The organism is Croceitalea sp. P059, assembly GCF_031846365.1.
Lineage (GTDB): Bacteria > Bacteroidota > Bacteroidia > Flavobacteriales > Flavobacteriaceae > Croceitalea > Croceitalea vernalis.
Window position 1 is genome coordinate 30,001 of record NZ_JAVRHW010000003.1, and the last position, 20,338, is coordinate 50,338.

Annotated in this window: 19 protein-coding genes, 4 tRNA genes and 2 rRNA genes (1 of these 25 cut by a window edge); 13 read left to right on the forward strand and 12 right to left on the reverse strand. The window is 36.4% G+C overall.

All coding sequences use genetic code 11. The annotated features are described in order from the left end of the window. The 4 genes from RM542_RS10275 to RM542_RS10290 all read right to left on the reverse strand — a co-directional run. A 23S ribosomal RNA gene (locus RM542_RS10275) occupies window positions 1-248 on the reverse strand (it extends 2,571 nt beyond the left edge of the window). A 299-nt stretch (window positions 249-547) separates the two neighbouring features. Beyond that, window positions 548-621: transfer RNA gene (locus RM542_RS10280), tRNA-Ala, on the reverse strand. A gap of 98 nt (window positions 622-719) precedes the next feature. Beyond that, a tRNA-Ile gene (locus tag RM542_RS10285) sits at window positions 720-793 on the reverse strand. Window positions 794-911: 118 nt separating this feature from the next. Beyond that, window positions 912-2,433: ribosomal RNA gene (locus tag RM542_RS10290) — 16S ribosomal RNA — on the reverse strand. The 16S and 23S rRNA genes sit together here with 2 tRNA genes alongside, the layout of an rRNA operon. Window positions 2,434-2,885: 452 nt before the next feature. Here RM542_RS10290 and thrS point away from each other — a divergent pair. From thrS to rplT, 4 genes are all read left to right on the forward strand, one after another. Beyond that, on the forward strand, window positions 2,886-4,823 hold the full coding sequence (gene thrS / locus RM542_RS10295; protein ID WP_311385669.1) for a threonine--tRNA ligase: 1,938 nt from the start codon (window positions 2,886-2,888) through the stop codon (window positions 4,821-4,823). 29 nt (window positions 4,824-4,852) lie between these two features. Next, a complete protein-coding gene (gene infC, locus RM542_RS10300; RefSeq protein WP_409220542.1) occupies window positions 4,853-5,410 on the forward strand; it encodes a translation initiation factor IF-3 in 558 nt (185 codons plus the stop codon). Between the two features lie 26 nt (window positions 5,411-5,436). Next, entirely contained in the window at window positions 5,437-5,634 is a 198-nt protein-coding gene (gene rpmI / locus RM542_RS10305; protein ID WP_073181711.1) for a 50S ribosomal protein L35, read from the forward strand. 118 nt (window positions 5,635-5,752) lie between these two features. Next, the gene (rplT, locus tag RM542_RS10310; RefSeq protein ID WP_311385670.1) at window positions 5,753-6,097 is read left to right on the forward strand and encodes a 50S ribosomal protein L20; all 345 of its coding nucleotides are present in this window, start codon (window positions 5,753-5,755) and stop codon (window positions 6,095-6,097) included. 99 nt (window positions 6,098-6,196) lie between these two features. Here the strand turns inward: rplT and RM542_RS10315 are convergent, their stop codons facing one another. Continuing rightward, entirely contained in the window at window positions 6,197-6,619 is a 423-nt protein-coding gene (locus tag RM542_RS10315) for a secondary thiamine-phosphate synthase enzyme YjbQ (protein WP_311386099.1), read from the reverse strand. A gap of 71 nt (window positions 6,620-6,690) precedes the next feature. Here RM542_RS10315 and RM542_RS10320 point away from each other — a divergent pair, with 71 nt between their 5' ends. Then, window positions 6,691-7,485 carry an HAD family hydrolase gene (locus RM542_RS10320; RefSeq protein ID WP_311385671.1) on the forward strand — a complete coding sequence of 265 codons (795 nt, stop codon included), beginning with the start codon at window positions 6,691-6,693 and terminating at the stop codon, window positions 7,483-7,485. Here RM542_RS10320 and RM542_RS10325 read toward each other — a convergent pair. The 5 genes from RM542_RS10325 to tgt form a co-directional block, all read right to left on the reverse strand. After that, window positions 7,482-8,831, reverse strand: coding sequence for an asparagine synthetase B (locus RM542_RS10325; RefSeq protein WP_409220543.1), 1,350 nt, complete (start codon window positions 8,829-8,831; stop codon window positions 7,482-7,484). The two genes, RM542_RS10320 and RM542_RS10325, sit on opposite strands and share 4 nt — an antisense overlap. Beyond that, a complete protein-coding gene (gene dnaB / locus RM542_RS10330) occupies window positions 8,791-10,338 on the reverse strand; it encodes a replicative DNA helicase (protein ID WP_311385673.1) in 1,548 nt (515 codons plus the stop codon). Before dnaB ends, RM542_RS10325 begins: the two co-directional genes overlap by 41 nt. 167 nt (window positions 10,339-10,505) lie before the next feature. Further along, complete coding sequence (locus RM542_RS10335) at window positions 10,506-11,459, reverse strand: acetyl-CoA carboxylase carboxyltransferase subunit alpha (protein ID WP_311385674.1); 954 nt, start codon at window positions 11,457-11,459, stop codon at window positions 10,506-10,508. A 92-nt stretch (window positions 11,460-11,551) separates the two neighbouring features. Continuing rightward, window positions 11,552-12,634: an LptF/LptG family permease gene (locus tag RM542_RS10340; protein ID WP_311385675.1), complete on the reverse strand. Its 1,083-nt coding sequence runs from the start codon at window positions 12,632-12,634 to the stop codon at window positions 11,552-11,554. Beyond that, the gene (tgt, locus tag RM542_RS10345; protein WP_311385676.1) at window positions 12,634-13,764 is read right to left on the reverse strand and encodes a tRNA guanosine(34) transglycosylase Tgt; all 1,131 of its coding nucleotides are present in this window, start codon (window positions 13,762-13,764) and stop codon (window positions 12,634-12,636) included. The genes RM542_RS10340 and tgt overlap by 1 nt, the downstream gene beginning before the upstream one ends. A 157-nt stretch (window positions 13,765-13,921) precedes the next feature. Here tgt and RM542_RS10350 point away from each other — a divergent pair, with 157 nt between their 5' ends. From RM542_RS10350 to RM542_RS10360, 3 genes are all read left to right on the forward strand, one after another. Beyond that, window positions 13,922-14,767: a transketolase gene (locus RM542_RS10350; RefSeq protein WP_311385677.1), complete on the forward strand. Its 846-nt coding sequence runs from the start codon at window positions 13,922-13,924 to the stop codon at window positions 14,765-14,767. Window positions 14,768-14,845: 78 nt separating this feature from the next. Continuing rightward, the gene (locus RM542_RS10355; protein ID WP_311385678.1) at window positions 14,846-15,799 is read left to right on the forward strand and encodes a transketolase C-terminal domain-containing protein; all 954 of its coding nucleotides are present in this window, start codon (window positions 14,846-14,848) and stop codon (window positions 15,797-15,799) included. A 57-nt stretch (window positions 15,800-15,856) separates the two neighbouring features. Continuing rightward, window positions 15,857-16,444, forward strand: a complete 588-nt coding sequence (locus tag RM542_RS10360; protein ID WP_311385679.1) for an outer membrane beta-barrel protein — start codon at window positions 15,857-15,859, stop codon at window positions 16,442-16,444. A 31-nt stretch (window positions 16,445-16,475) separates the two neighbouring features. Here RM542_RS10360 and RM542_RS10365 read toward each other — a convergent pair whose 3' ends face one another. Continuing rightward, a complete protein-coding gene (locus RM542_RS10365; protein ID WP_311385680.1) occupies window positions 16,476-17,411 on the reverse strand; it encodes a hypothetical protein in 936 nt (311 codons plus the stop codon). 81 nt (window positions 17,412-17,492) lie between these two features. Between RM542_RS10365 and RM542_RS10370 the strand changes: the two genes are divergently transcribed. Further along, complete coding sequence (locus RM542_RS10370) at window positions 17,493-17,864, forward strand: RNA-binding S4 domain-containing protein (RefSeq protein ID WP_311385681.1); 372 nt, start codon at window positions 17,493-17,495, stop codon at window positions 17,862-17,864. A 31-nt stretch (window positions 17,865-17,895) separates the two neighbouring features. Continuing rightward, window positions 17,896-18,393, forward strand: a complete 498-nt coding sequence (locus RM542_RS10375; RefSeq protein WP_311385682.1) for a phosphoribosyltransferase family protein — start codon at window positions 17,896-17,898, stop codon at window positions 18,391-18,393. Here the strand turns inward: RM542_RS10375 and RM542_RS10380 are convergent. After that, window positions 18,385-18,912: a shikimate kinase gene (locus tag RM542_RS10380; protein WP_311385683.1), complete on the reverse strand. Its 528-nt coding sequence runs from the start codon at window positions 18,910-18,912 to the stop codon at window positions 18,385-18,387. The genes RM542_RS10375 and RM542_RS10380 overlap by 9 nt on opposite strands. Window positions 18,913-19,014: 102 nt before the next feature. Here RM542_RS10380 and RM542_RS10385 point away from each other — a divergent pair. The 3 genes from RM542_RS10385 (at window position 19,015) to RM542_RS10395 (ending at window position 20,333) form a co-directional block, all read left to right on the forward strand. After that, window positions 19,015-19,087: transfer RNA gene (locus RM542_RS10385), tRNA-Lys, on the forward strand. A 125-nt stretch (window positions 19,088-19,212) separates the two neighbouring features. Further along, window positions 19,213-19,296 (forward strand) — tRNA-Leu (locus tag RM542_RS10390). Between the two features lie 134 nt (window positions 19,297-19,430). Continuing rightward, window positions 19,431-20,333 (forward strand): MerR family transcriptional regulator, encoded by a 903-nt coding sequence (locus RM542_RS10395; protein WP_311385684.1) that lies wholly within the window; start codon window positions 19,431-19,433, stop codon window positions 20,331-20,333. Window positions 20,334-20,338: the final 5 nt, after the last annotated feature.

Here is a 20,338-nt window from a genome sequence, read left to right on the forward strand (position 1 = left end):
ATCCGCGTTCGCTCGCCACTACTAACGGAATCACTTTTGTTTTCTCTTCCTCCGCCTACTTAGATGTTTCAGTTCAGCGGGTTTGCCTCCTTGCGGATACTATGCCTTCAACATAGTGGGTTGCCCCATTCGGATATCTACGGATCAACACTCGTGTGCAGTTCCCCGTAGCTTTTCGCAGCTTATCACGTCCTTCTTCGCCTCTGAGAGCCTAGGCATTCCCCATACGCCCTTAATTTGCTTGTCGCACTATATATCACTTGATATATGCGCCCTCTCGTAATCCTTATAATTACTTCTAACTTATTGTATTCTATTCTACTACTTAAGTTTCTTCTTTTGACTTATTATAAATGACTCGTGTCTTTATAATACGTCCCAATATGTCAATGAACGTTGTGCAAGATTATCAGTATATCAGAGTAGCTACGCTGCTCCTCAAACTTCAATCTTGAGAATGCATTAAAAAAATCTTATCTCAGAAACAACTAAAAGCAAGCTTCTTTTGTTTCCTTCAATCTCGATTCTACTTTTTAAGCATCCATCGTGGAGAATATCGGAGTCGAACCGATGACCTCCTGCGTGCAAGGCAGGCGCTCTAGCCAGCTGAGCTAATCCCCCAATTACTAGTCGTTAGTAATTAGTAGTTAGCAGTTAGTACTTAACTACTACCCAACTTCTAGAATTTCCTATTCAGTATTTCAATTATATGAACGTTGTAGTCTCAGGCAGACTCGAACTGCCGACCTCTACATTATCAGTGTAGCGCTCTAACCAGCTGAGCTATGAGACTGTCTTGGCCTGTTTACAACAGTACACAATATTTTAAATAACATATTGATAGACAACATAAAAGAGTAAGAACCACTCCTTAGTCAAAAAACGGGGCCAATTAGGCGCATCGTCTCTAGAAAGGAGGTGTTCCAGCCGCACCTTCCGGTACGGCTACCTTGTTACGACTTAGCCCTAGTTACCGATTTTGCCCTAGGCCGCTCCTTACGGTGACGGACTTCAGGCACTCCCAGCTTCCATGGCTTGACGGGCGGTGTGTACAAGGCCCGGGAACGTATTCACCGGATCATGGCTGATATCCGATTACTAGCGATTCCAGCTTCACGGGGTCGAGTTGCAGACCCCGATCCGAACTGTGACCGGTTTTATAGATCCGCGCCCACTTACGTGGTGGCTTCCCTCTGTACCGGCCATTGTAGCACGTGTGTGGCCCAGGACGTAAGGGCCGTGATGATTTGACGTCGTCCCCACCTTCCTCACGGTTTGCACCGGCAGTCCCGTTAGAGTCCCCATCATTACATGCTGGCAACTAACGGTAGGGGTTGCGCTCGTTATAGGACTTAACCTGACACCTCACGGCACGAGCTGACGACAACCATGCAGCACCTTGTACATAGTCCGAAGAAAAGCATATCTCTACGCTATGCAATGTACATTTAAGCCCTGGTAAGGTTCCTCGCGTATCATCGAATTAAACCACATGCTCCACCGCTTGTGCGGGCCCCCGTCAATTCCTTTGAGTTTCATTCTTGCGAACGTACTCCCCAGGTGGGATACTTATCACTTTCGCTTGGCCGCCGAGACCGAAGTCCCGACAGCTAGTATCCATCGTTTACGGCGTGGACTACCGGGGTATCTAATCCCGTTCGCTCCCCACGCTTTCGTCCATCAGCGTCAGTATATAGTTAGTCACCTGCCTTCGCAATTGGTGTTCTATGTGATATCTATGCATTTCACCGCTACACCACATGTTCCGGCAACTTCACTATAACTCAAGACCTACAGTATCAAGGGCAATTTTATGGTTGAGCCACAAACTTTCACCCCTGACTTATAGGCCCGCCTACGGACCCTTTAAACCCAATGATTCCGGATAACGCTCGGACCCTCCGTATTACCGCGGCTGCTGGCACGGAGTTAGCCGGTCCTTATTCTTACAGTACCGTCAGCTTTCCACACGTGGAAAGGTTTCTTCCTGTATAAAAGCAGTTTACAACCCATAGGGCCGTCATCCTGCACGCGGCATGGCTGGATCAGAGTCTCCTCCATTGTCCAATATTCCTCACTGCTGCCTCCCGTAGGAGTCTGGTCCGTGTCTCAGTACCAGTGTGGGGGATCCCCCTCTCAGGGCCCCTAACCATCGCTGCCTTGGTAAGCCGTTACCTTACCAACTAACTAATGGTACGCATGGCCATCTTTATCCGATAAATCTTTAACTATTTAATCATGCAATCAAACAGTACTATGGGGCATTAATCCAAATTTCTCTGGGCTATTCCCCTGATAAAGGTAGGTTCCATACGCGTTCCGCACCCGTGCGCCGGTCGTCAGCAAGTGCAAGCACCTCTGTTACCCCTCGACTTGCATGTGTTAGGCCTGCCGCTAGCGTTCATCCTGAGCCAGGATCAAACTCTTCATTGTTGATCGTTAAATATCTCGCGATACCTACATCAACCCCTCTAAGTTCTTTGACTTCAAAATGGTTTTATTTATTCTCTTCTACGCTGTCTATTCCAATATGTATATGAACTTCTTCATTCCTTCTCAAAAAAAATAAAAACCCCTACGGTTTTTATCTCCTTTAACACTCACCTCATCGGCAAAGCGGGTGCAAATATAAAAACCTTTTTTTAACCAGACAAAACCTTTTTCAATAAAAATTCAAAAAACTTTCAACTGTCTTACTATCAGTAGATTACAATGAAAATAAATTGTAATTACCTAAAAGACTTTATTATTGCTTTTGCCTCGTTCACCATACAACCCTAAGTATGTGTTCTTTATCCAAAATTTAATGTAAACGAAACAGGTTAATATAATTGCCACATCGGCACAAGATATTATCTTTGCTGCTACTTTAATTTGAAAATAGGATGATAAAGATTACGCTACCTGACGGAGCAGTGAAAGAGGTTGAAAAAGGTTATTCACCTTTTGATGTAGCCAAAAGCATAAGTGAAGGTTTAGCAAGAAATGTGATTTCGGCTAAATTTAATGATACAGTCGTTGAAGCAACTACACCTTTAATGACTGATGGCAGTCTTACTCTTTATACCTGGAAAAATGATGAAGGAAAAAAAGCATTTTGGCATTCTTCAGCACACATTCTAGCACAAGCCTTAGAAGAGTTATATCCAAATATTAAACTTTGGGTAGGTCCGGCGATTGAAAATGGGTTTTACTATGATGTAGATTTAGGTGAAGCAACTCTTTCTGAAAAAGATTTTAAATCAATAGAAGATAAAATGCTTGAAATCGCTCGTGGAAAACATGATTTCAATATGCGTGCTGTAAGTAAAGCTGATGCATTATCTTATTATCAAGACAAGAATGAATATAAGGTTGACTTAATAAGTAATCTCGAAGATGGTGAAATTACCTTTTGTGATCACGCCACATTTACAGATTTATGTAGAGGAGGTCACATACCAAATACAGGCATAGTTAAGGCGGTTAAAATTTTAAGCGTCGCAGGAGCTTATTATAAAGGGGATGAGAACAACAAACAACTAACACGAGTGTATGGCATTTCATTTCCTAAACAAAAAGAACTGACCCAATATTTAGAATTACTCGAAGAAGCTAAAAAAAGAGATCACAGAAAACTTGGTAAGGAATTAGAATTATTCACTTTTTCACAAAAAGTAGGACAAGGACTTCCGTTATGGTTACCAAAAGGTGCCGCCCTACGAGAGCGTTTAGAAGATTTTCTAAAAAAAGCTCAGAAAAAGGCCGGATATGAAATGGTAGTAACACCGCATATAGGGCAAAAAGAACTGTATGTCACCTCCGGGCATTACGCTAAGTACGGTGAAGATAGTTTTCAACCTATACGAACACCAAAAGATGACGAGGAATTTTTGCTAAAACCAATGAATTGCCCTCACCACTGTGAAATTTATAATACAAGTCCTTTCAGCTATAAAGATTTACCTAAACGCTATGCCGAGTTTGGAACAGTATATAGGTATGAACAAAGTGGTGAACTACATGGTTTGACTAGAGTTAGAGGATTTACCCAAGATGACGCTCACATTTTCTGTACACCTGATCAATTAAGTGATGAGTTCAAGAATGTTATTGATTTAACTTTATATGTTCTAGGGTCTTTAGGTTTCGAAAACTTTACCGCTCAAGTCTCGGTAAGGGACATAGAAAAACCTGAAAAATATATTGGAGAGGCTGAAAATTGGGAAAAGGCGGAAAAAGCAATTATCGAAGCTGCCGAAGAAAAAGGCCTGGATTATGTAATTGAAAGTGGTGAAGCAGCATTTTATGGTCCGAAACTTGATTTTATGGTTAAGGACGCCCTTGGTCGCAATTGGCAATTAGGAACTATTCAAGTGGACTACAACCTACCTGAACGCTTTGACCTCACTTATAAAGGTAGTGATAACGAGTCACATAGACCTGTTATGATTCATCGTGCGCCATTCGGTAGCATGGAAAGATTTGTGGCATTATTATTGGAACATACTGGTGGAAACTTCCCGTTGTGGTTAATTCCAAAGCAAGCTATAGTTTTGCCTGTTAGCGAGAAACATGAAAAATATGCTGAAAAAGTTTTGAATTCGTTGGAAAATCACGAAATTCGCGCGCTCATTGATAATAGGAACGAAACTGTAGGGAAAAAAATCAGAGAGGCAGAGCTAAAGAAAATACCTTTTATGCTGATAGTAGGTGAGAGCGAAGAAAACGCCGACACTATTGCCGTTAGAAAGCATGGAGGAGAAGATTTAGGTAGCATAAGCATTATCGAATTTTCAGACTTGGTTTCAAAAGAAATAAATAGTACCTTAAAGTCGTTCTAAAAAATAAGTTTAATTAAAAATAATAAGTCATAGCAATACGAAGAAGATTTAGGCCTCAGCCAAGAAGGGAAAATAAAAACCCTCATAATATCAATGAAAAAATACTCTCACCCGAGGTGAGGTTGGTTGGAGACAATATTGAAGTTGGTGTATACCCCATAAGAAAGGCTTTAGATAAAGCCGAGGAATTAGAACTTGATTTGGTGGAGATATCTCCAAAAGCTAATCCTCCTGTTTGTAAGATTATTGATTACAAAAAGTTTTTGTACGAACAGAAAAAACGCGAAAAGGTCATGAAGGCCAAAGCGACCAAAGTTATTGTAAAAGAAATTAGATTTGGCCCACAGACGGACGACCATGATTATGAGTTTAAAAAGCGACATGCTGAAAAATTCTTGAAAGAAGGGGCTAAATTAAAGGCATATGTATTTTTCAAAGGGCGCTCTATAGTGTATAAGGACCAAGGGGAAATATTGTTATTAAGACTAGCTTCTGAATTAGAAGAAGTTGGTAAGGTAGAACAGATGCCAAAATTAGAAGGTAAGCGAATGACAATGTTCATCGCTCCTAAAGCAAGTAAGAAATAAGCGGAGATAAATCATAAAAAGGAAAAATGCCTAAAATGAAAACAAAATCCAGTGCTAAAAAGCGGTTCAAGCTTACAGGCTCTGGTAAAATCAAAAGAAAGCACGCTTTCAAGAGTCATATTTTGACTAAGAAATCAAAAAAGCGGAAGCTTAAATTGACACATTCTACATTAGTACATGAGTCTGATGTCAATAGTATTAAAGAGCAATTACGATTGAAGTAATTGTAAATCGGTAAAATTATTAACCCTGGAGTTGGGCAATTTATTAAAATTCAAATTGAGTTAAAATAAATTAAAAAGTGGCCAAATCGCCCGCCTACTACAAAAAAATTAAAAAGAAATGCCAAGATCAGTAAATGCAGTAGCTTCAAGAGCCCGAAGAAAAAAGGTGATGAAGCAAGCCAAAGGTTACTTTGGAAGACGTAAAAACGTTTGGACAGTAGCAAAAAATGCGGTAGAAAAAGCAATGCTTTATGCTTACCGTGATAGAAGAAATAAGAAAAGAACTTTCCGTGCACTATGGATTACTCGAATAAATGCAGGTGCCCGATTACATGGAATGTCTTACTCACAATTTATGGGAAAAGTTAAGTCTAATGGAATTGATTTAAACAGAAAGGTTCTTGCAGATTTAGCAATGAATCACCCAGATGCTTTTAAGGCTATCGTTGAGAAAGTAAAATAAAAATTTAATTAAACTTACCCCGCTTATTAAAATCCTGTTCTGTAAAGAGCAGGATTTTTTTATTTAATAACTTTCTGATTGAAATTGATTTGATATTTGTTACGCCCCTAAAATAGTTAAAACTATTTTTCTACCAGTAGCATGGTTACGATGCTCACAAAGATAAATTCCTTGCCATGTACCAAGATTAAGTTTACCATTCGTTATAGGAACTTGAATTGATGACCCCATTAGAGAGGCTTTAATATGAGCAGGCATATCATCAGACCCCTCGTAATCGTGTTTGTAATAGCTCATGTTTTCAGGAACCATTTCATTTATATGACTCTCAAAATCCATGCGCACAGTAGGATCAGCATTTTCATTAATAGTCAAACCAGCCGAAGTATGTTTAATAAATACATGTAACAAACCAGACGCTACATTCCCTAATTCAGGTATAGCATTACAAATAGTATCTGTTATTAAGTGAAAACCTCGATGAAAAGGTTTTAAAGTAATCTCTTTTTGAAAAGACTTCATTAGACTAAAATAATACAAACTTAACCACTTTAGCATATCATACTCTTACCTTTATACCCTAAAAATGTTAGATGGATTTATCTAGAATTAAAATGGTTGTAACAGACATGGATGGCACCTTACTAAATGCTAACCACGAAGTCAGCTCTCGATTTTTTAAGCTATTCAAGCAAATGCAAGAGAAAGACATCCATTTTGTAGCCGCTAGCGGTCGCCAATATCATAGTATGGTAGAGAAGTTACATTCCATTAAGAACGATATGATATTTATAGCTGAGAATGGTGCTATGATAAAAAACAAAGAGGAAGTGCTGTTAACTACTCCTCTGAAGCATGAAAATTTAAATACCATACTAAAAGTAGTTTCAAAAATCGAGAATGCGCATCCAGTCTTATGTAGCCCAAATAATGCTTACGTAAATGGTTCTTCGGAAAAATTTATAGAGCTACTTAAAGAATATTACACTCAATTTGAAGTTGTAGAAAGTCAAGAAGAGGTAAAAGATGAAATTTTAAAAATAGCAATTTATCATTTCGAGAATTCTGAAAAATTTATTTATCCAGCAACAAAGCATTTAGAAGAAATACTTAAGGTAAAAGTATCGGGCTCTAATTGGGTAGACATCTCTCATAAAAACGCCCATAAAGGTTTTGCACTTGATAAAGTAATGAAGAAATATAATATTTCGTCTGATGAACTGCTGGTATTTGGAGATTACAATAACGATATTGAAATGCTTCAATTAGCCAATTATAGTTTTGCAATGGCCAACGCCCATCCTAACGTGAAAAGAGTTGCTAATTTTGAGACCACAAACAATAATGACTTTGGAGTTGAAAGAGTTTTAGAGCAAATGTTTCTTTAGGTCTTTTGTTTTTTCTTTCGAGCTGCTGGGAATAACACATTGTTTAAAATTAAACGATATCCAGGTGAAGTTGGATGCAATTCTAATTCTGTTTTAGGGTCCCCCACCCTATGCTGGTAATCTTCTGGGTCATGCCCGCCATAAAAAGTAAAGAATCCTTTGCCTTTTATACCATGAATATATCTTGCCTCATCGTTGATTTTATTTTCTCCTAATACGATGACAGTTGGTTTTACTTCTCCCCTAGTAAATGAAGTAGTTTGTCCCATAAACCCTTTTACCAAAGTTGTATGATTCTGTGTTAACATAGTAGGTACTGGGTCCCATTTAGCCGAAAACTCCATCAAGGAAAAATAATCAGACTCTTTCGGAATTTTGCGTTTAGCTGTCATGTCTATGGACGAAAATTCATATCGCAATGGATTCCTTTCTAAATTGAAATTTTGAAATGCAAAAGTTCTACTATAGTTTAATTTTTCTTGGTAATTTGCATCTGAAGGATCTCCATCAAACATAGGCTCACAAATATCAATCCCATCCGCAGCAAGGGCAATATCAAAACTATCTGTTGCAGAACACATTGCAAACATGAACCCACCTCCTATAACATATCTTCTTATTTTTTCAGCAACCGCCCCTTTTTCTTGCGATACTTTTGAAAACCCTAATTTTGTTGCGCGTTCTTCGGCTAATCTTTTGCCTTCTATGTACCAAGGAGTCGCTCTGTAGTTTCTATAAAATTTACCATACTGTCCAGTAAAATCTTCATGGTGCAAATGCAACCAATCGTATAAAGCTAATTTGTCATCTAAAACCTCTTCATCATAAATAGTTACATAAGGAATTTCAGCATAAGTCAAAACCATAGTAACTGCGTCATCCCATGGCTGATTGTCTTTAGGAGAATAAACTGCAATTTTTGGAGCTTTTTCTAATATTACAGCTTCTTGATTTTGAGACGGACTGCCGATATCACTTAAAATACTATTAGCCTGACCATCAGACAAAACTTCGAACGAAACACCTCTAATTTGACATTCTTTACGAACAGCATCACCATCAGGTAGCAAAAAGGCCCCTCCACGGTAATTTAGTAACCACTGTACCTTCTGTTGTTTTGCCAACACCCAATATGTAAGACCATAAGCTTTTAAGTGGTTCTTTTGGCTTTCAGCATCCATAGGTATAAGTATTACTGAAGCAAAGGAATAAAAGGAGGTGAAAAGAAAAACAATTGGTAGAATGGTCTTCCTAAATATTTGGTTTTCAGCCGTAAGAGAAAATTCTTTTTTAGAATGATTTGTTCTAGAAAGGGACGTCGTCTTCATCGGCACTAGAATCATCATTGAAGGAACTGCCGAAAGCTTCATCAGTACTTGGTAAATTTGGAGTAGCAAACGGGTTTTCTTCATTTTCATTCATCTTTGATTGAAACTCAAACGGAGAATCAAAGTCATCTAAGTTATCAAACTTACCTAGATTACCGATAAACTTTAACCTAATATTATCGAGTCCGCCATTACGGTGCTTAGCAACAATAAATTCTGCTTGACCTTGTGTTGGTGTGCGTTCTTCATCATCCCATTCATCAATTTTATAGTATTCTGGTCGATAAATGAATGAAACAATATCTGCATCTTGTTCTATTGCCCCTGATTCACGCAAGTCAGAGAGAATTGGTCTTTTACTACCACCACGAGTTTCAACTGCTCTAGAAAGCTGAGACAATGCAATAACCGGAACGTTTAATTCTTTCGCTAATGCTTTTAGATTTCTTGATATTGTAGAAATCTCTTGTTCACGATTTCCACCCTTTTGACTACCACCAGCTGTCATTAATTGCAGGTAGTCAATAACAATCAATTTAATTCCATGCTGAGAAGCTAATCGTCTTGCCTTTGCTCTTAAATCAAAAATGGAAAGCGAAGGAGTATCATCAATAAATAAGGGTGCTTTTTCTAAAGTTTTTACTTTTACATTAAGCTGTTCCCATTCATGTTTTTCTAAACGTCCTGTTCTTAATTTTTCTGAAGAAAGCCCTGTTTCCGAGGAAATTAATCTGGTGATTAATTGAACAGATGACATCTCCAAAGAAAAGAATGCCACAGGTATTTCAGCATTGACAGCAATATTTCTTGCCATTGATAACGTAAGAGCAGTTTTACCCATACCAGGTCTTGCGGCAACAATTACTAAATCACTAGGTTGCCAACCCGATGTTAATTTATCAAGTTTATCAAAGCCAGACGGAATTCCACTGAGACCTTCTTTATTTGCAATTTCTTCAATCCTCTTTTTAGCTTGAATGACTAAATTCTGAGCTGTTTCAGCAGAACGCTTTAAATTACCCTGCGTTACCTCATATAATTTAGATTCTGCATTATCCAATAAATCAAAAACATCAGTGCCTTCGCTATATGCATCTTCGATTATTTCATTTGATATTTTTATCAAACTACGCTGAATATATTTTTGAAGTATGATACGTGCATGAAACTCAATATGAGCAGAAGAAGCTACTTTCTGAGTTAGTTTAATTAAATAAAAATCACCTCCAACTGCTTCTAAATGACCATCTTTCTTTAATTGAGAAGAAACAGTTAATAAGTCTACAGGTTCGGAGGTTTCAAATAATTTGAAAATAGCCTCATACACAAACCTATGCGCATCTTTATAAAAAACTTCAGGATGTAAAATGTCTATTACCTCATCAACCCCTTTCTTATCAATCATCATTGCACCCAATACAACCTCCTCTAAATCAACAGCTTGAGGGGGTATTTTTCCACGTTCTAAATTGATAATAGTCGATTTATCAATTTTACGTCCAACAATAGGGTTTGGTTTGTCCATGAGCGCTAAAATATGGAATTAACCTTTAGTTAACTTTGAAATTATACTTATGGATGTTCACAGGTATTCAACAAAATTAGTGTTGATAACTTAAAAATCGTGTTAACAACTCCAAAAAAGAAATAAAAACGATTAATATAAAATATTGAAAAACCTAAATTCAGGGCTTAGCCGTTAAATACGCCCATATTGGCATATTTATCCATTCGCTGATTCACCAAATCTTTTGGTGATAACTTTTTAAGTTCTGCAAAATGGTTTGAAATTTTGTTTTTTACGGTATCAAATGTTTTATCACGATTACTATGCGCACCACCCAAAGGTTCACGCACGATTTCGTCAATAAGTTTTAATTTTTTCATGTCAGGTGCGGTAAGCTTTAAAGCTTCTGCAGCTTGCTCCTTATATTCCCAACTACGCCATAATATAGAAGAACACGATTCTGGTGAAATTACTGAATACCATGTATTCTCAAGCATTAGTACTTTATCACCAACACCTATTCCTAAAGCACCACCTGAGGCACCTTCACCAATAATAACAACAATTATTGGAACTTTTAAACGAGTCATTTCCAAAATATTTCTAGCAATTGCCTCACCTTGACCTCGCTCTTCAGCCTCAATACCTGGGTAAGCACCTGGAGTATCAATAAAACATACAACTGGAACATTGAACTTTTCTGCTGATCGCATTAAACGTAGAGCTTTCCGATATCCTTCTGGGTTAGCCATACCAAAATTACGGTACTGACGTGTTTTCGTGTTGTACCCTTTTTGCTGACCAATAAACATATAACTCTGGTCACCAATTTTACCTAAACCACCGATCATGGCCTTATCATCACTAACCGTTCTATCACCATGTAATTCTAAAAAAGTATCTCCGCAAATAGCATTGATATAGTCCATCGTATATGGTCTATTTGGGTGTCTTGAAAGCTGAACACGTTGCCACGCGGTCAAGTTTTTATAAATATCTTTCTTAGTATCTGCAAGCTTTTTTTCTATTTGCTGGCAAGTTTCAGTTACGTCAACATCACTTTCTTCCCCGATAATCATACATTTTTGAAGTTGGTCTTCAAGTTCTTTGATAGGAAGTTCAAATTCTAAATATTCCATAAAATTTTATGTTGTAGTCAATTTGGTTTGGTGCGACAAATATATAACATGTATCAAATACTGCAATACTATTATTCTAAGTCGTATTTATGTTATCGCTTCGCTTTTTGGAGCAATACAATTCCTAATATTCCAAAGATTAGATTGGGTATTATAACTGCCAGTATTGGTGAAAAGCCTGACTGCTCAGCCATAGTCCCAAAAATTCTATCAAAAAATATGTAGACTAATCCTAAAGCAATACCCAGAAGTAAACTATAACCCATACCACCTCTTCGCTTAACAGATGACACTGCAACAGCTATTATAGTTAAAATAAAAGCAGCTATTGGTAATGCCCAACGTTTATACTTTACCAAAACGTAGCTATTAATATTTGAAGCTCCTTTTTGTTTTTGATCATCAATAAACTTATTCAACTCAAAGAGATTCTTTGTATCAGCTATGTAAGAAACCGGTGTCAAATCATCTATCTTAAAGTTGAATACGGTGTCCAATCTTCTTTTAGTTTCTACTAACTCGTAACCATCTTTAATTTTTCTTTTGGTGTATGAAGTAAGTCTGTAAGTACTGTCCTTCTCAACCCATCGAATATTTGCGGCAGATAGCTTATAATCAAGCTGATTTTCATCATTAAAATGCTCATAAGTAAAATTATACCCTATTTGTCTATTTGGGTCAAAGCTGCTAACATAAAGAAAATCGCGTTCATTAAGTTGATTAAATATATTCTTCGTTTGTCTGTCTTGTCGACCCTTTTTAAAATATTTGTATTCAAACTCATTAAAGCCAATACTAGCATGTGGTACAATAAATTGACCCATTATAAAAATCAGTACTGCAACCAGACTTGCACCTATAAGATATGGTCTTAAAAAACGCCAATAAGATATACCAGAACTTAAAATGGCCACAATTTCAGTATTTCCAGCAAGTTTGGCAGTAAAAAAAATAATTGAAAGAAATAATAATATTGGCATTAGGATGTTACCCAAAACCAAACTGAAGTTTCCATAAAAAACGATTACTTCGGCTAACGGCGCTTCATTATCTATAATCTTGCCGATTTTCTCAGCTAGGCTTATCATTATCCCGATAGGAATAAAAAGAAGTAGTATACCAATGAAGGTAATTAAATAACGCTTTAAAATGTACTTATCTAGAATCGTTAGCATTACAACCTTTTATCCATTTGTTTTACCATTGTTTCTTTCCATTTTGCGAAGTCACCCGCAATGATATGCTCCCTTGCTTGTCTTGTTAACCAAAGATAAAACCCTAAATTATGTATTGTCGCTATTTGTTTTCCTAAATACTCATTGGCCGCAAAAAGATGTCTTAAATAAGCTTTAGAATATTCGGTATCTACCCAAGTTATTCCCATTTCATCTATTGCTGAAAAGTCATCTTCCCATTTTTTATTTTTGATATTTATGGTTCCATGAGCTGTAAAAAGCATACCATTTCTAGCGTTTCGTGTTGGCATTACACAGTCAAACATATCAACTCCGAGTGCTATATTTTCTAATATATTAAGGGGAGTTCCTACACCCATAAGATACCGAGGTTTATCTTCCGGTAAAATATCGCAAACAATCTCACTCATTTCATACATTTCTTCCGCAGGTTCTCCTACTGATAAGCCACCAATAGCATTACCTACAGCATCCGCTTCGGCTATATATTCTGCAGATTGCTTTCTTAAGTCTTTATAGGTTGAGCCTTGAACAATAGGAAAAAAAGCCTGACTATAACCATACTTCGTTGGGGTTTTATTTAAATGAGAGATACATCTATCTAACCAACGGTGCGTCATATGCATAGAACGTTTTGCATAACCATAATCACAGGGGTACGGAGTACATTCATCAAAAGCCATGATAATATCTGCCCCAATAACTCTTTGCACTTCCATAACACTCTCAGGCGAAAAAAAGTGGCTCGATCCGTCAATATGTGATTTAAAATTTACGCCTTCTTCTTTAATCTTTCTATTTCCAGAAAGAGAATACACTTGATAACCTCCACTATCCGTTAGAATATTTCTATCCCAACCCATGAATTTATGTAAACCACCTGCTCTTTCTAAAATATCTATACCTGGTCTTAAATAAAGATGATAGGTATTACCAAGAATAATATCGGGATTGATATCATCACGTAATTCACGTTGATGAATACCTTTGACGGTACCTACGGTACCAACAGGCATAAAAATTGGCGTTTGTATAGTGCCGTGATCCGTTATAATCTCTCCTGCCCTTGCTTTACTAGCTTTATCTTTATGTAATAGGGAATATTTCAAAGCTGTTTTTTGAAAGGCAAATATAGGAAACTGGCCTGCAAGAACTCCTTAACAAAAAAATAAAGTTTAATCCGCAAAGGGTTTGGTAAAATAATGGATTTGAGCTTGTTTACCAGACTGAATGCAATTACTTTTGAAGAGAAATAAATTTAATCTGATGGCAGAAATTAAAGAATTACAAGACTTAGTAGTTCAAGTAAGAAGAGATATTTTAAGAATGGTTCACAAAGTCAATTCTGGGCATCCTGGAGGTTCTCTTGGTTGTACGGAGTTTTTTGTTGCATTATATAATGAGATAATGGAACTTAAAGATGGTTTTGACATGGATGGAAATGGAGAAGATTTATTCTTTTTATCTAACGGACATATTTCTCCTGTTTTTTATAGTGTACTTGCACGTAGAGGATATTTTCCGGTAGAAGAATTAAACACTTTTAGATTAATTAATTCACGACTCCAAGGTCATCCAACAACTCATGAGGGTTTACCTGGAGTAAGAATAGCTTCAGGTTCCTTAGGTCAAGGAATGTCTGTTGCTATAGGCGCAGCCTTATCAAAAAAGTTAAATGGCGATAACAAGCTTGTATACAGTTTGCATGGTGACGGAGAATTACAAGAGGGACAAAATTGGGAAGCAATTATGTACGCCGCTGGTAATAAAGTCGATAATTATATTGCTACTATAGACCTGAATGGCCAACAAATTGATGGATCAACAGACGATGTTTTACCTTTAGGAGATGTAGCTGAAAAATTTAGAGTTTTTGGTTGGGATGTTTTGGAGATTGAAAATGGTAATGAATTACAACAAGTTATTGATGGCCTGAAAGAAGCAAAAACCAGAACTGGGAAAGGAAAACCAGTTTGTGTCGTAATGACCACCATGATGGGTAATGGTATTGATTTTATGATGCATACACACGCATGGCACGGAAAGGCGCCCAGTGATGAGCAGTTAGAAAATGCACTTTCACAAAATCCAGAAACTTTAGGGGATTATTAAATCCTTAACCCTAAGAGGGTCGATTAAATTGAATAAAACAAATAATTTTCTCCCTATGAGGGAGACCAAGCGGGAATTATGACAAAATATATAGATCAAGGAAAGCAAGATACAAGAAGTGGTTATGGAGCTGGTATGACTGAATTAGGAAGAACTAACCCAAATGTTGTAGCACTTTGTGCTGATTTAGTAGGTTCTTTAAAGATTCAAACCTTTATTGATGAGAATCCTGAACGTTTTTTTCAAATTGGAATTGCAGAAGCGAATATGATGGGTATTGCAGCTGGTTTAACTATTGGAGGAAAAATTCCGTTTACCGGTACTTTTGCAAATTTTTCTACCGGTCGTGTATATGATCAAATCAGACAATCTATTGCTTATTCAGATAAAAATGTAAAGATTTGTGCTTCACATGCTGGTATAACATTAGGTGAAGATGGGGCTACACATCAAATCTTAGAAGACATTGGTCTAATGAAAATGCTGCCTGGAATGACGGTTATTAACCCTTGCGATTTTAATCAAACAAAAGCCGCGACTTTAGCAATAGCCGAACACCATGGTCCTGTATATCTTCGTTTTGGAAGACCTAAAGTTGCAAATTTTACACCGGTTGACCAAGACTTCAAAATTGGAAAAGCTCTAATGCTGAGTGAAGGAACTGATGTAACTATTGTTGCTACTGGTCATCTAGTATGGCAATCTTTAATAGCTGCTGAAACCTTAGAAAACCAAGGCATTTCTTGCGAAGTTATTAATATACATACCATTAAACCTCTTGATGAAAAGGCTATTATAGCTTCTGCTAAAAAAACCGGTTGCATTGTAACGGCAGAAGAGCATAACTATTTAGGAGGGTTAGGCGAAAGTGTTTCTAGAACATTAGCCCAACATCATCCAACACCGCAAGAGTTTATAGCAACACAAGACATCTTTGGTGAAAGTGGTACTCCTGACCAATTAATGGATAAGTATGGTCTCAACAATAAAGCTATAGAGGAAGCCGTTTTAAAAGTATTGAAAAGAAAATAGGTTTTGGTATCGTCTTTGATACCTCTTTTCAACGTAACTATTAAAACGAAACACATTATGAAAAAAACACTTCTAGTTTTGGTTGTGGCACTTATTAGTACTACAGCTTTTTCACAAGCAGGTTCAAGCTTTGGTATCAAAGCAGGTTTAAATTACAATGGCAACGGCGATTATTTTAATTCTGCTGAACAGGCTTTTGAAAACCCTGATAAGAACGCAGGATTTCATGTTGGCTTTTTTGGTAAAATTGGAAATAGAATTTACCTACGCCCTGAAGTCGTTTATACAAGTACTAGCTCTGGTTACGATGAAGGTGACCTAAAGATTAAGAAATTAGATGTACCCATTTTAGTAGGTACTAAAGTTATTGGACCTTTACATGTTTTTGCTGGACCGGCTTTTCAATATCTTTTAGATACAGAATTTGATGGAATCACTTTTGACGATGTTGAAAACAATTTTTCCGTAGGTCTTAACATTGGTGCGGGAGTAAATCTTGGCAAGTTCGGAATTGACTTACGTTATGAAAGAGGTTTTAGTGAGAACGAGGTCAATTTTATTAATTCTAACATCACTACCCTAAACGGTGATAGAGTTGATACTAGACCAGATCAATTAATTTTGAGTTTTTCTTTGAAAATATAAAATTAAAAAGCCCCAATATTGGGGCTTTTTTTTAGCTGTTATCTGGATCTAAATAATCCGGAATACCATCACCGTCAGTATCATCATTGGTTGGATCACCATCTCCATCAACATCTTCATCCTCAGTAAAAGTACCATCACCGTCATCGTCAAAATCTATATAATCTGGTATCCCATCTTCATCAGTATCATCATTAAATAAATCAGTGTCATTATCTCTATCTTCTAGTATACTAGGCACACCATCTCTATCATGATCTGCAGTTTCAACTGCTAAAAGATTGATATTAAAAATTATAGGCTCATAAGATGAGCCTGGTTGAGTACCATTAAAATAGGCAAGTCCGGATGGCATAATTACTAATCCGGATCCAAAATTATCAATTTCAAATGTACCATCAGGAAAATCTGTCACATCTGTACCCGATTTAAAATTTACTATTCCTTCCTGTAAACCGGCAACAACTCCAGGGTTTGCAGCTGTTCCATTACCTTGTAAGTCTAACCAAATACCGCTCCCTATTTGACTCTGAAAAACATTACCGTCTATAGCAACACCTTCAAATACAACAAAAGTAGAATCAGCAACGGTTGGCGCACTACCTCCACCTCCATTAGCAACTAGCCAATAATAAGTGTGTGGAATATCAACCTCATCTTCCTCTAGTCCAAAATCTGTAGAAGAAATTAAAACAACTTCAGATTCAACTTGCTGCGACAATGGTATTTTTGAAGCATTATCTCCAGCTATAGTATCTATTACAACTTTAAAATCAAAATCTGAAGCTGCGGTCTGAAACTCTTCATAATTATAAAAATGCGTTTGAAGAAACTCTTGTATTTCAGCCTCATTCTCAGCGGCAACCTCTGCTAAAAGTCTTGGCGGGTCTGCTTCTAAAATACCATCATCTCCATTACACGAACATAAAACAGTTAATACAATTGATAATAATAAAAACCTTTTCATTAAGCATTAAATTATTGGAACGCGCAAGATACAATTTTCCCTTATTTTTGATTCTAATCTTAACAAACATTTGCATTCGATATGCGTATTGACAAATACTTATGGAGCGTTCGCTACTATAAAACAAGAAATATCGCCACCACTGCCTGTAAAAAGGGGCAAATTAAAGTCAATGGTCTAGTCGTCAAACCGTCAAGAGATGTATATCCTACGGACAAACTAGTTGTTCGAAAAAATCAAATTGATTATCAACTAACAATTTTAGATTTGCCAGAAAGCAGAGTTGGTGCTAAACTTGTCAATGTTTACAGAAAAGACACTACTCCAAAAGAAGCCTTTCACCATGACGAATTGTTAAAACATGCAAAAGACTATTACAGAAAAAAAGGCATGGGTAGACCAACAAAAAAAGATAGACGTGATATTGACGGTTATCTAGATGAATCAGAATAATCTGTTTTATCTTTGCTAAAATCATAATACTATGATCAATCAAATTCTGACACATCAACAAATACAGCACAAAACCAAGCGTATTGCTTATCAAATTTATGAAGGTAATGTTGAAGAGAAGGAGATAATTATTGCTGGAATAGAAGGTGGAGGCCTCAATTTTGCAAAAAAAATAAGTCAAATCCTTAGAAAAATCACACAAGCCGAAATAACGCTTTGCAAAGTACAAATGAATAAGTCAAATCCTTTAGATAGCGGTGTCTCAACTTCGCTGTCAATTGAAGATTACACCAACAAATCAGTTGTGTTAGTTGATGATGTTTTAAATTCGGGCACCACACTTATTTATGGCGTTCATCATTTTTTAAAAACACCATTAAAGCAATTAAAGACTGCTGTTTTAGTGAATAGAAATCATAAAAAGTATCCTGTTAAGGCTGATTATAAAGGCATTTCACTATCAACATCACTGAATGAACATATTGAGGTGGTATTTGAAACAAAAAATGATGCAGTTTTTTTAAAGTAGTTTATTTGCGATTTCGTCCACAATCCATTGAACTGATTTTCCGTCACATTCAATAATACGTTTAGCTGAAGCATAAAACTGATTTCTTTCAAATAAATGTTTTCCTATAAATTCAGGCAAATCATCATCCGCAATATTGGCCACCAAAGGCCTTTTACTTTTTTCATTTGTTAGGCGCTCTAGTAATGACGAAATATTAAGTTTTAAATAAAAAGTATTTTCAGTCTTCGCATGGATGATTTCGAGGTTTTTTCCGTAACAAGGTGTTCCACCACCCAGGGAAAGAATAAAACTAGATTCTTCATTTAGTTGTCTACTAAGTATTTCAGTTTCTTTTTTTCGAAAGAATAATTCTCCTTTTCTACTAAATATCTCAGAAACCGGCATTCCTTCGGCATCGGCAATCTTATCATCTAAATCAACAAAGGCTATTTTTAATTGCTCACCTAATACTTTTCCAATGGTAGATTTTCCACTAGTCATATATCCTAATAAGACTACTTTTAAGTTCTTAGACATTTTATGATTTTAAAAACACAAATTTATTACTAAATGGGCTTGATAAATTAATAATTGATATTATATTTGCAGCCGCTTAGGGCAATTTCTTCTAAAGCGTTTGACCTGATAGCTCAGTTGGTAGAGCATCTCCCTTTTAAGGAGAGGGTCCTGGGTTCGAGCCCCAGTCAGGTCACTTTATAAAAACCAATCTAAATTTAGGTTGGTTTTTTTTATGCCATAAAAGCAGTTAAACTCTTTTTTAATGAAATCAAGTTAGTTATTAGAACAAGTATTTTGATTATTTTTGCGCACTCTTTAGCGCACGTGGCGGAATTGGTAGACGCGCCAGCTTGAGGGGCTGGTGGCCACTAGGCCGTGGAAGTTCGAGTCTTCTCGTGCGCACAAACCTCTTATGATAATTAAGAGGTTTTTTATTTGGTATCCTTTTCTTATTAGACTTTCATGAAAATTTAACTCTTGCTTATAACAATAGTATTATTAAAATTGTAACTTTGTTTAACGATTTTTCTAAAAAAATGAACAACGTAAAGAAATTATTCAGCATCCGTGATATGGAGAACCTATCCGGAATTAAAGCGCATACTATTAGAATATGGGAGAAGCGTTATAATCTCTTTTCACCCGAAAGAACGTCTACTAATATTAGAACATACAGTTTAAAAAGTTTGCAAAAGCTTTTGAACATCACCCTTCTATATCACAACGGATATAAAATATCAAAAATTGCGAAACTTCCTGAAAGCGAAATTCCGGTTATAGTCCGGGAAATTGTAGCCAAGAATAGTGAAAAGAGTCATGCTATCAATGCGTTCAAATTGTCAATGATAAATTTTGATCAGACCCTATTTTTCAACACTTACAATAGCTTACTCGCAGAGCGTTCTTTTAGAGACATTTTTAACGAAGTTTTTATTCCACTCTTGAATGAGTTAGGGCTTTTATGGCAAACTGATACCATAAGTCCTTCTCACGAACATTTTATAACTAATTTGATTAAACAAAAGGTTTACATTAATACTGAGAAGTTACAACTCATTGAGCCTACTAGAAAAGACAAGGTTTTTGCATTATTCTTACCTGAAAATGAAATTCATGAATTAGGGCTTTTATATCTTAACTATGAAATTATTTTAAAAGGCTATAAATCTATTTACCTTGGGCAAACAATGCCAATTGAAAACTTGGTAGATTTATTAAAGTACTATGACAACCTTCATTTTGTTTCTTATTTCACAGTATCTCCAAACAAAGATGAAATTGGAAAATATATACAACAATTCAATACCACATTAAATCAGTCTGGCAATTCTAAGCTTTGGATTCTTGGACATCAAGTGCAACATATTTCGCAACAAACACTACCAGATTCTATTAAAACATTTAATTCTATTGAAAAATTAACCAATAGTTTAGCGTAAGCGTA

What these genes read in the sequence shown, in the direction of transcription:
- thrS (WP_311385669.1), top strand. Translation starts at nt 2,886, where the DNA reads ATGATAAAGATTACGCTACCTGACGGAGCAGTGAAAGAGGTTGAAAAA.
- rpmI (WP_073181711.1), top strand. Translation starts at nt 5,437, where the DNA reads ATGCCTAAAATGAAAACAAAATCCAGTGCTAAAAAGCGGTTCAAGCTT.
- rplT (WP_311385670.1), top strand. Translation starts at nt 5,753, where the DNA reads ATGCCAAGATCAGTAAATGCAGTAGCTTCAAGAGCCCGAAGAAAAAAG.
- RM542_RS10315 (WP_311386099.1), bottom strand. Translation starts at nt 6,619, where the DNA reads ATGAAGTCTTTTCAAAAAGAGATTACTTTAAAACCTTTTCATCGAGGT.
- RM542_RS10320 (WP_311385671.1), top strand. Translation starts at nt 6,691, where the DNA reads ATGGATTTATCTAGAATTAAAATGGTTGTAACAGACATGGATGGCACC.
- RM542_RS10325 (WP_409220543.1), bottom strand. Translation starts at nt 8,831, where the DNA reads ATGATGATTCTAGTGCCGATGAAGACGACGTCCCTTTCTAGAACAAAT.
- dnaB (WP_311385673.1), bottom strand. Translation starts at nt 10,338, where the DNA reads ATGGACAAACCAAACCCTATTGTTGGACGTAAAATTGATAAATCGACT.
- RM542_RS10335 (WP_311385674.1), bottom strand. Translation starts at nt 11,459, where the DNA reads ATGGAATATTTAGAATTTGAACTTCCTATCAAAGAACTTGAAGACCAA.
- RM542_RS10340 (WP_311385675.1), bottom strand. Translation starts at nt 12,634, where the DNA reads ATGCTAACGATTCTAGATAAGTACATTTTAAAGCGTTATTTAATTACC.
- RM542_RS10350 (WP_311385677.1), top strand. Translation starts at nt 13,922, where the DNA reads ATGGCAGAAATTAAAGAATTACAAGACTTAGTAGTTCAAGTAAGAAGA.
- RM542_RS10355 (WP_311385678.1), top strand. Translation starts at nt 14,846, where the DNA reads ATGACAAAATATATAGATCAAGGAAAGCAAGATACAAGAAGTGGTTAT.
- RM542_RS10360 (WP_311385679.1), top strand. Translation starts at nt 15,857, where the DNA reads ATGAAAAAAACACTTCTAGTTTTGGTTGTGGCACTTATTAGTACTACA.
- RM542_RS10365 (WP_311385680.1), bottom strand. Translation starts at nt 17,411, where the DNA reads ATGAAAAGGTTTTTATTATTATCAATTGTATTAACTGTTTTATGTTCG.
- RM542_RS10370 (WP_311385681.1), top strand. Translation starts at nt 17,493, where the DNA reads ATGCGTATTGACAAATACTTATGGAGCGTTCGCTACTATAAAACAAGA.
- RM542_RS10375 (WP_311385682.1), top strand. Translation starts at nt 17,896, where the DNA reads ATGATCAATCAAATTCTGACACATCAACAAATACAGCACAAAACCAAG.
- RM542_RS10380 (WP_311385683.1), bottom strand. Translation starts at nt 18,912, where the DNA reads ATGTCTAAGAACTTAAAAGTAGTCTTATTAGGATATATGACTAGTGGA.
- RM542_RS10395 (WP_311385684.1), top strand. Translation starts at nt 19,431, where the DNA reads ATGAACAACGTAAAGAAATTATTCAGCATCCGTGATATGGAGAACCTA.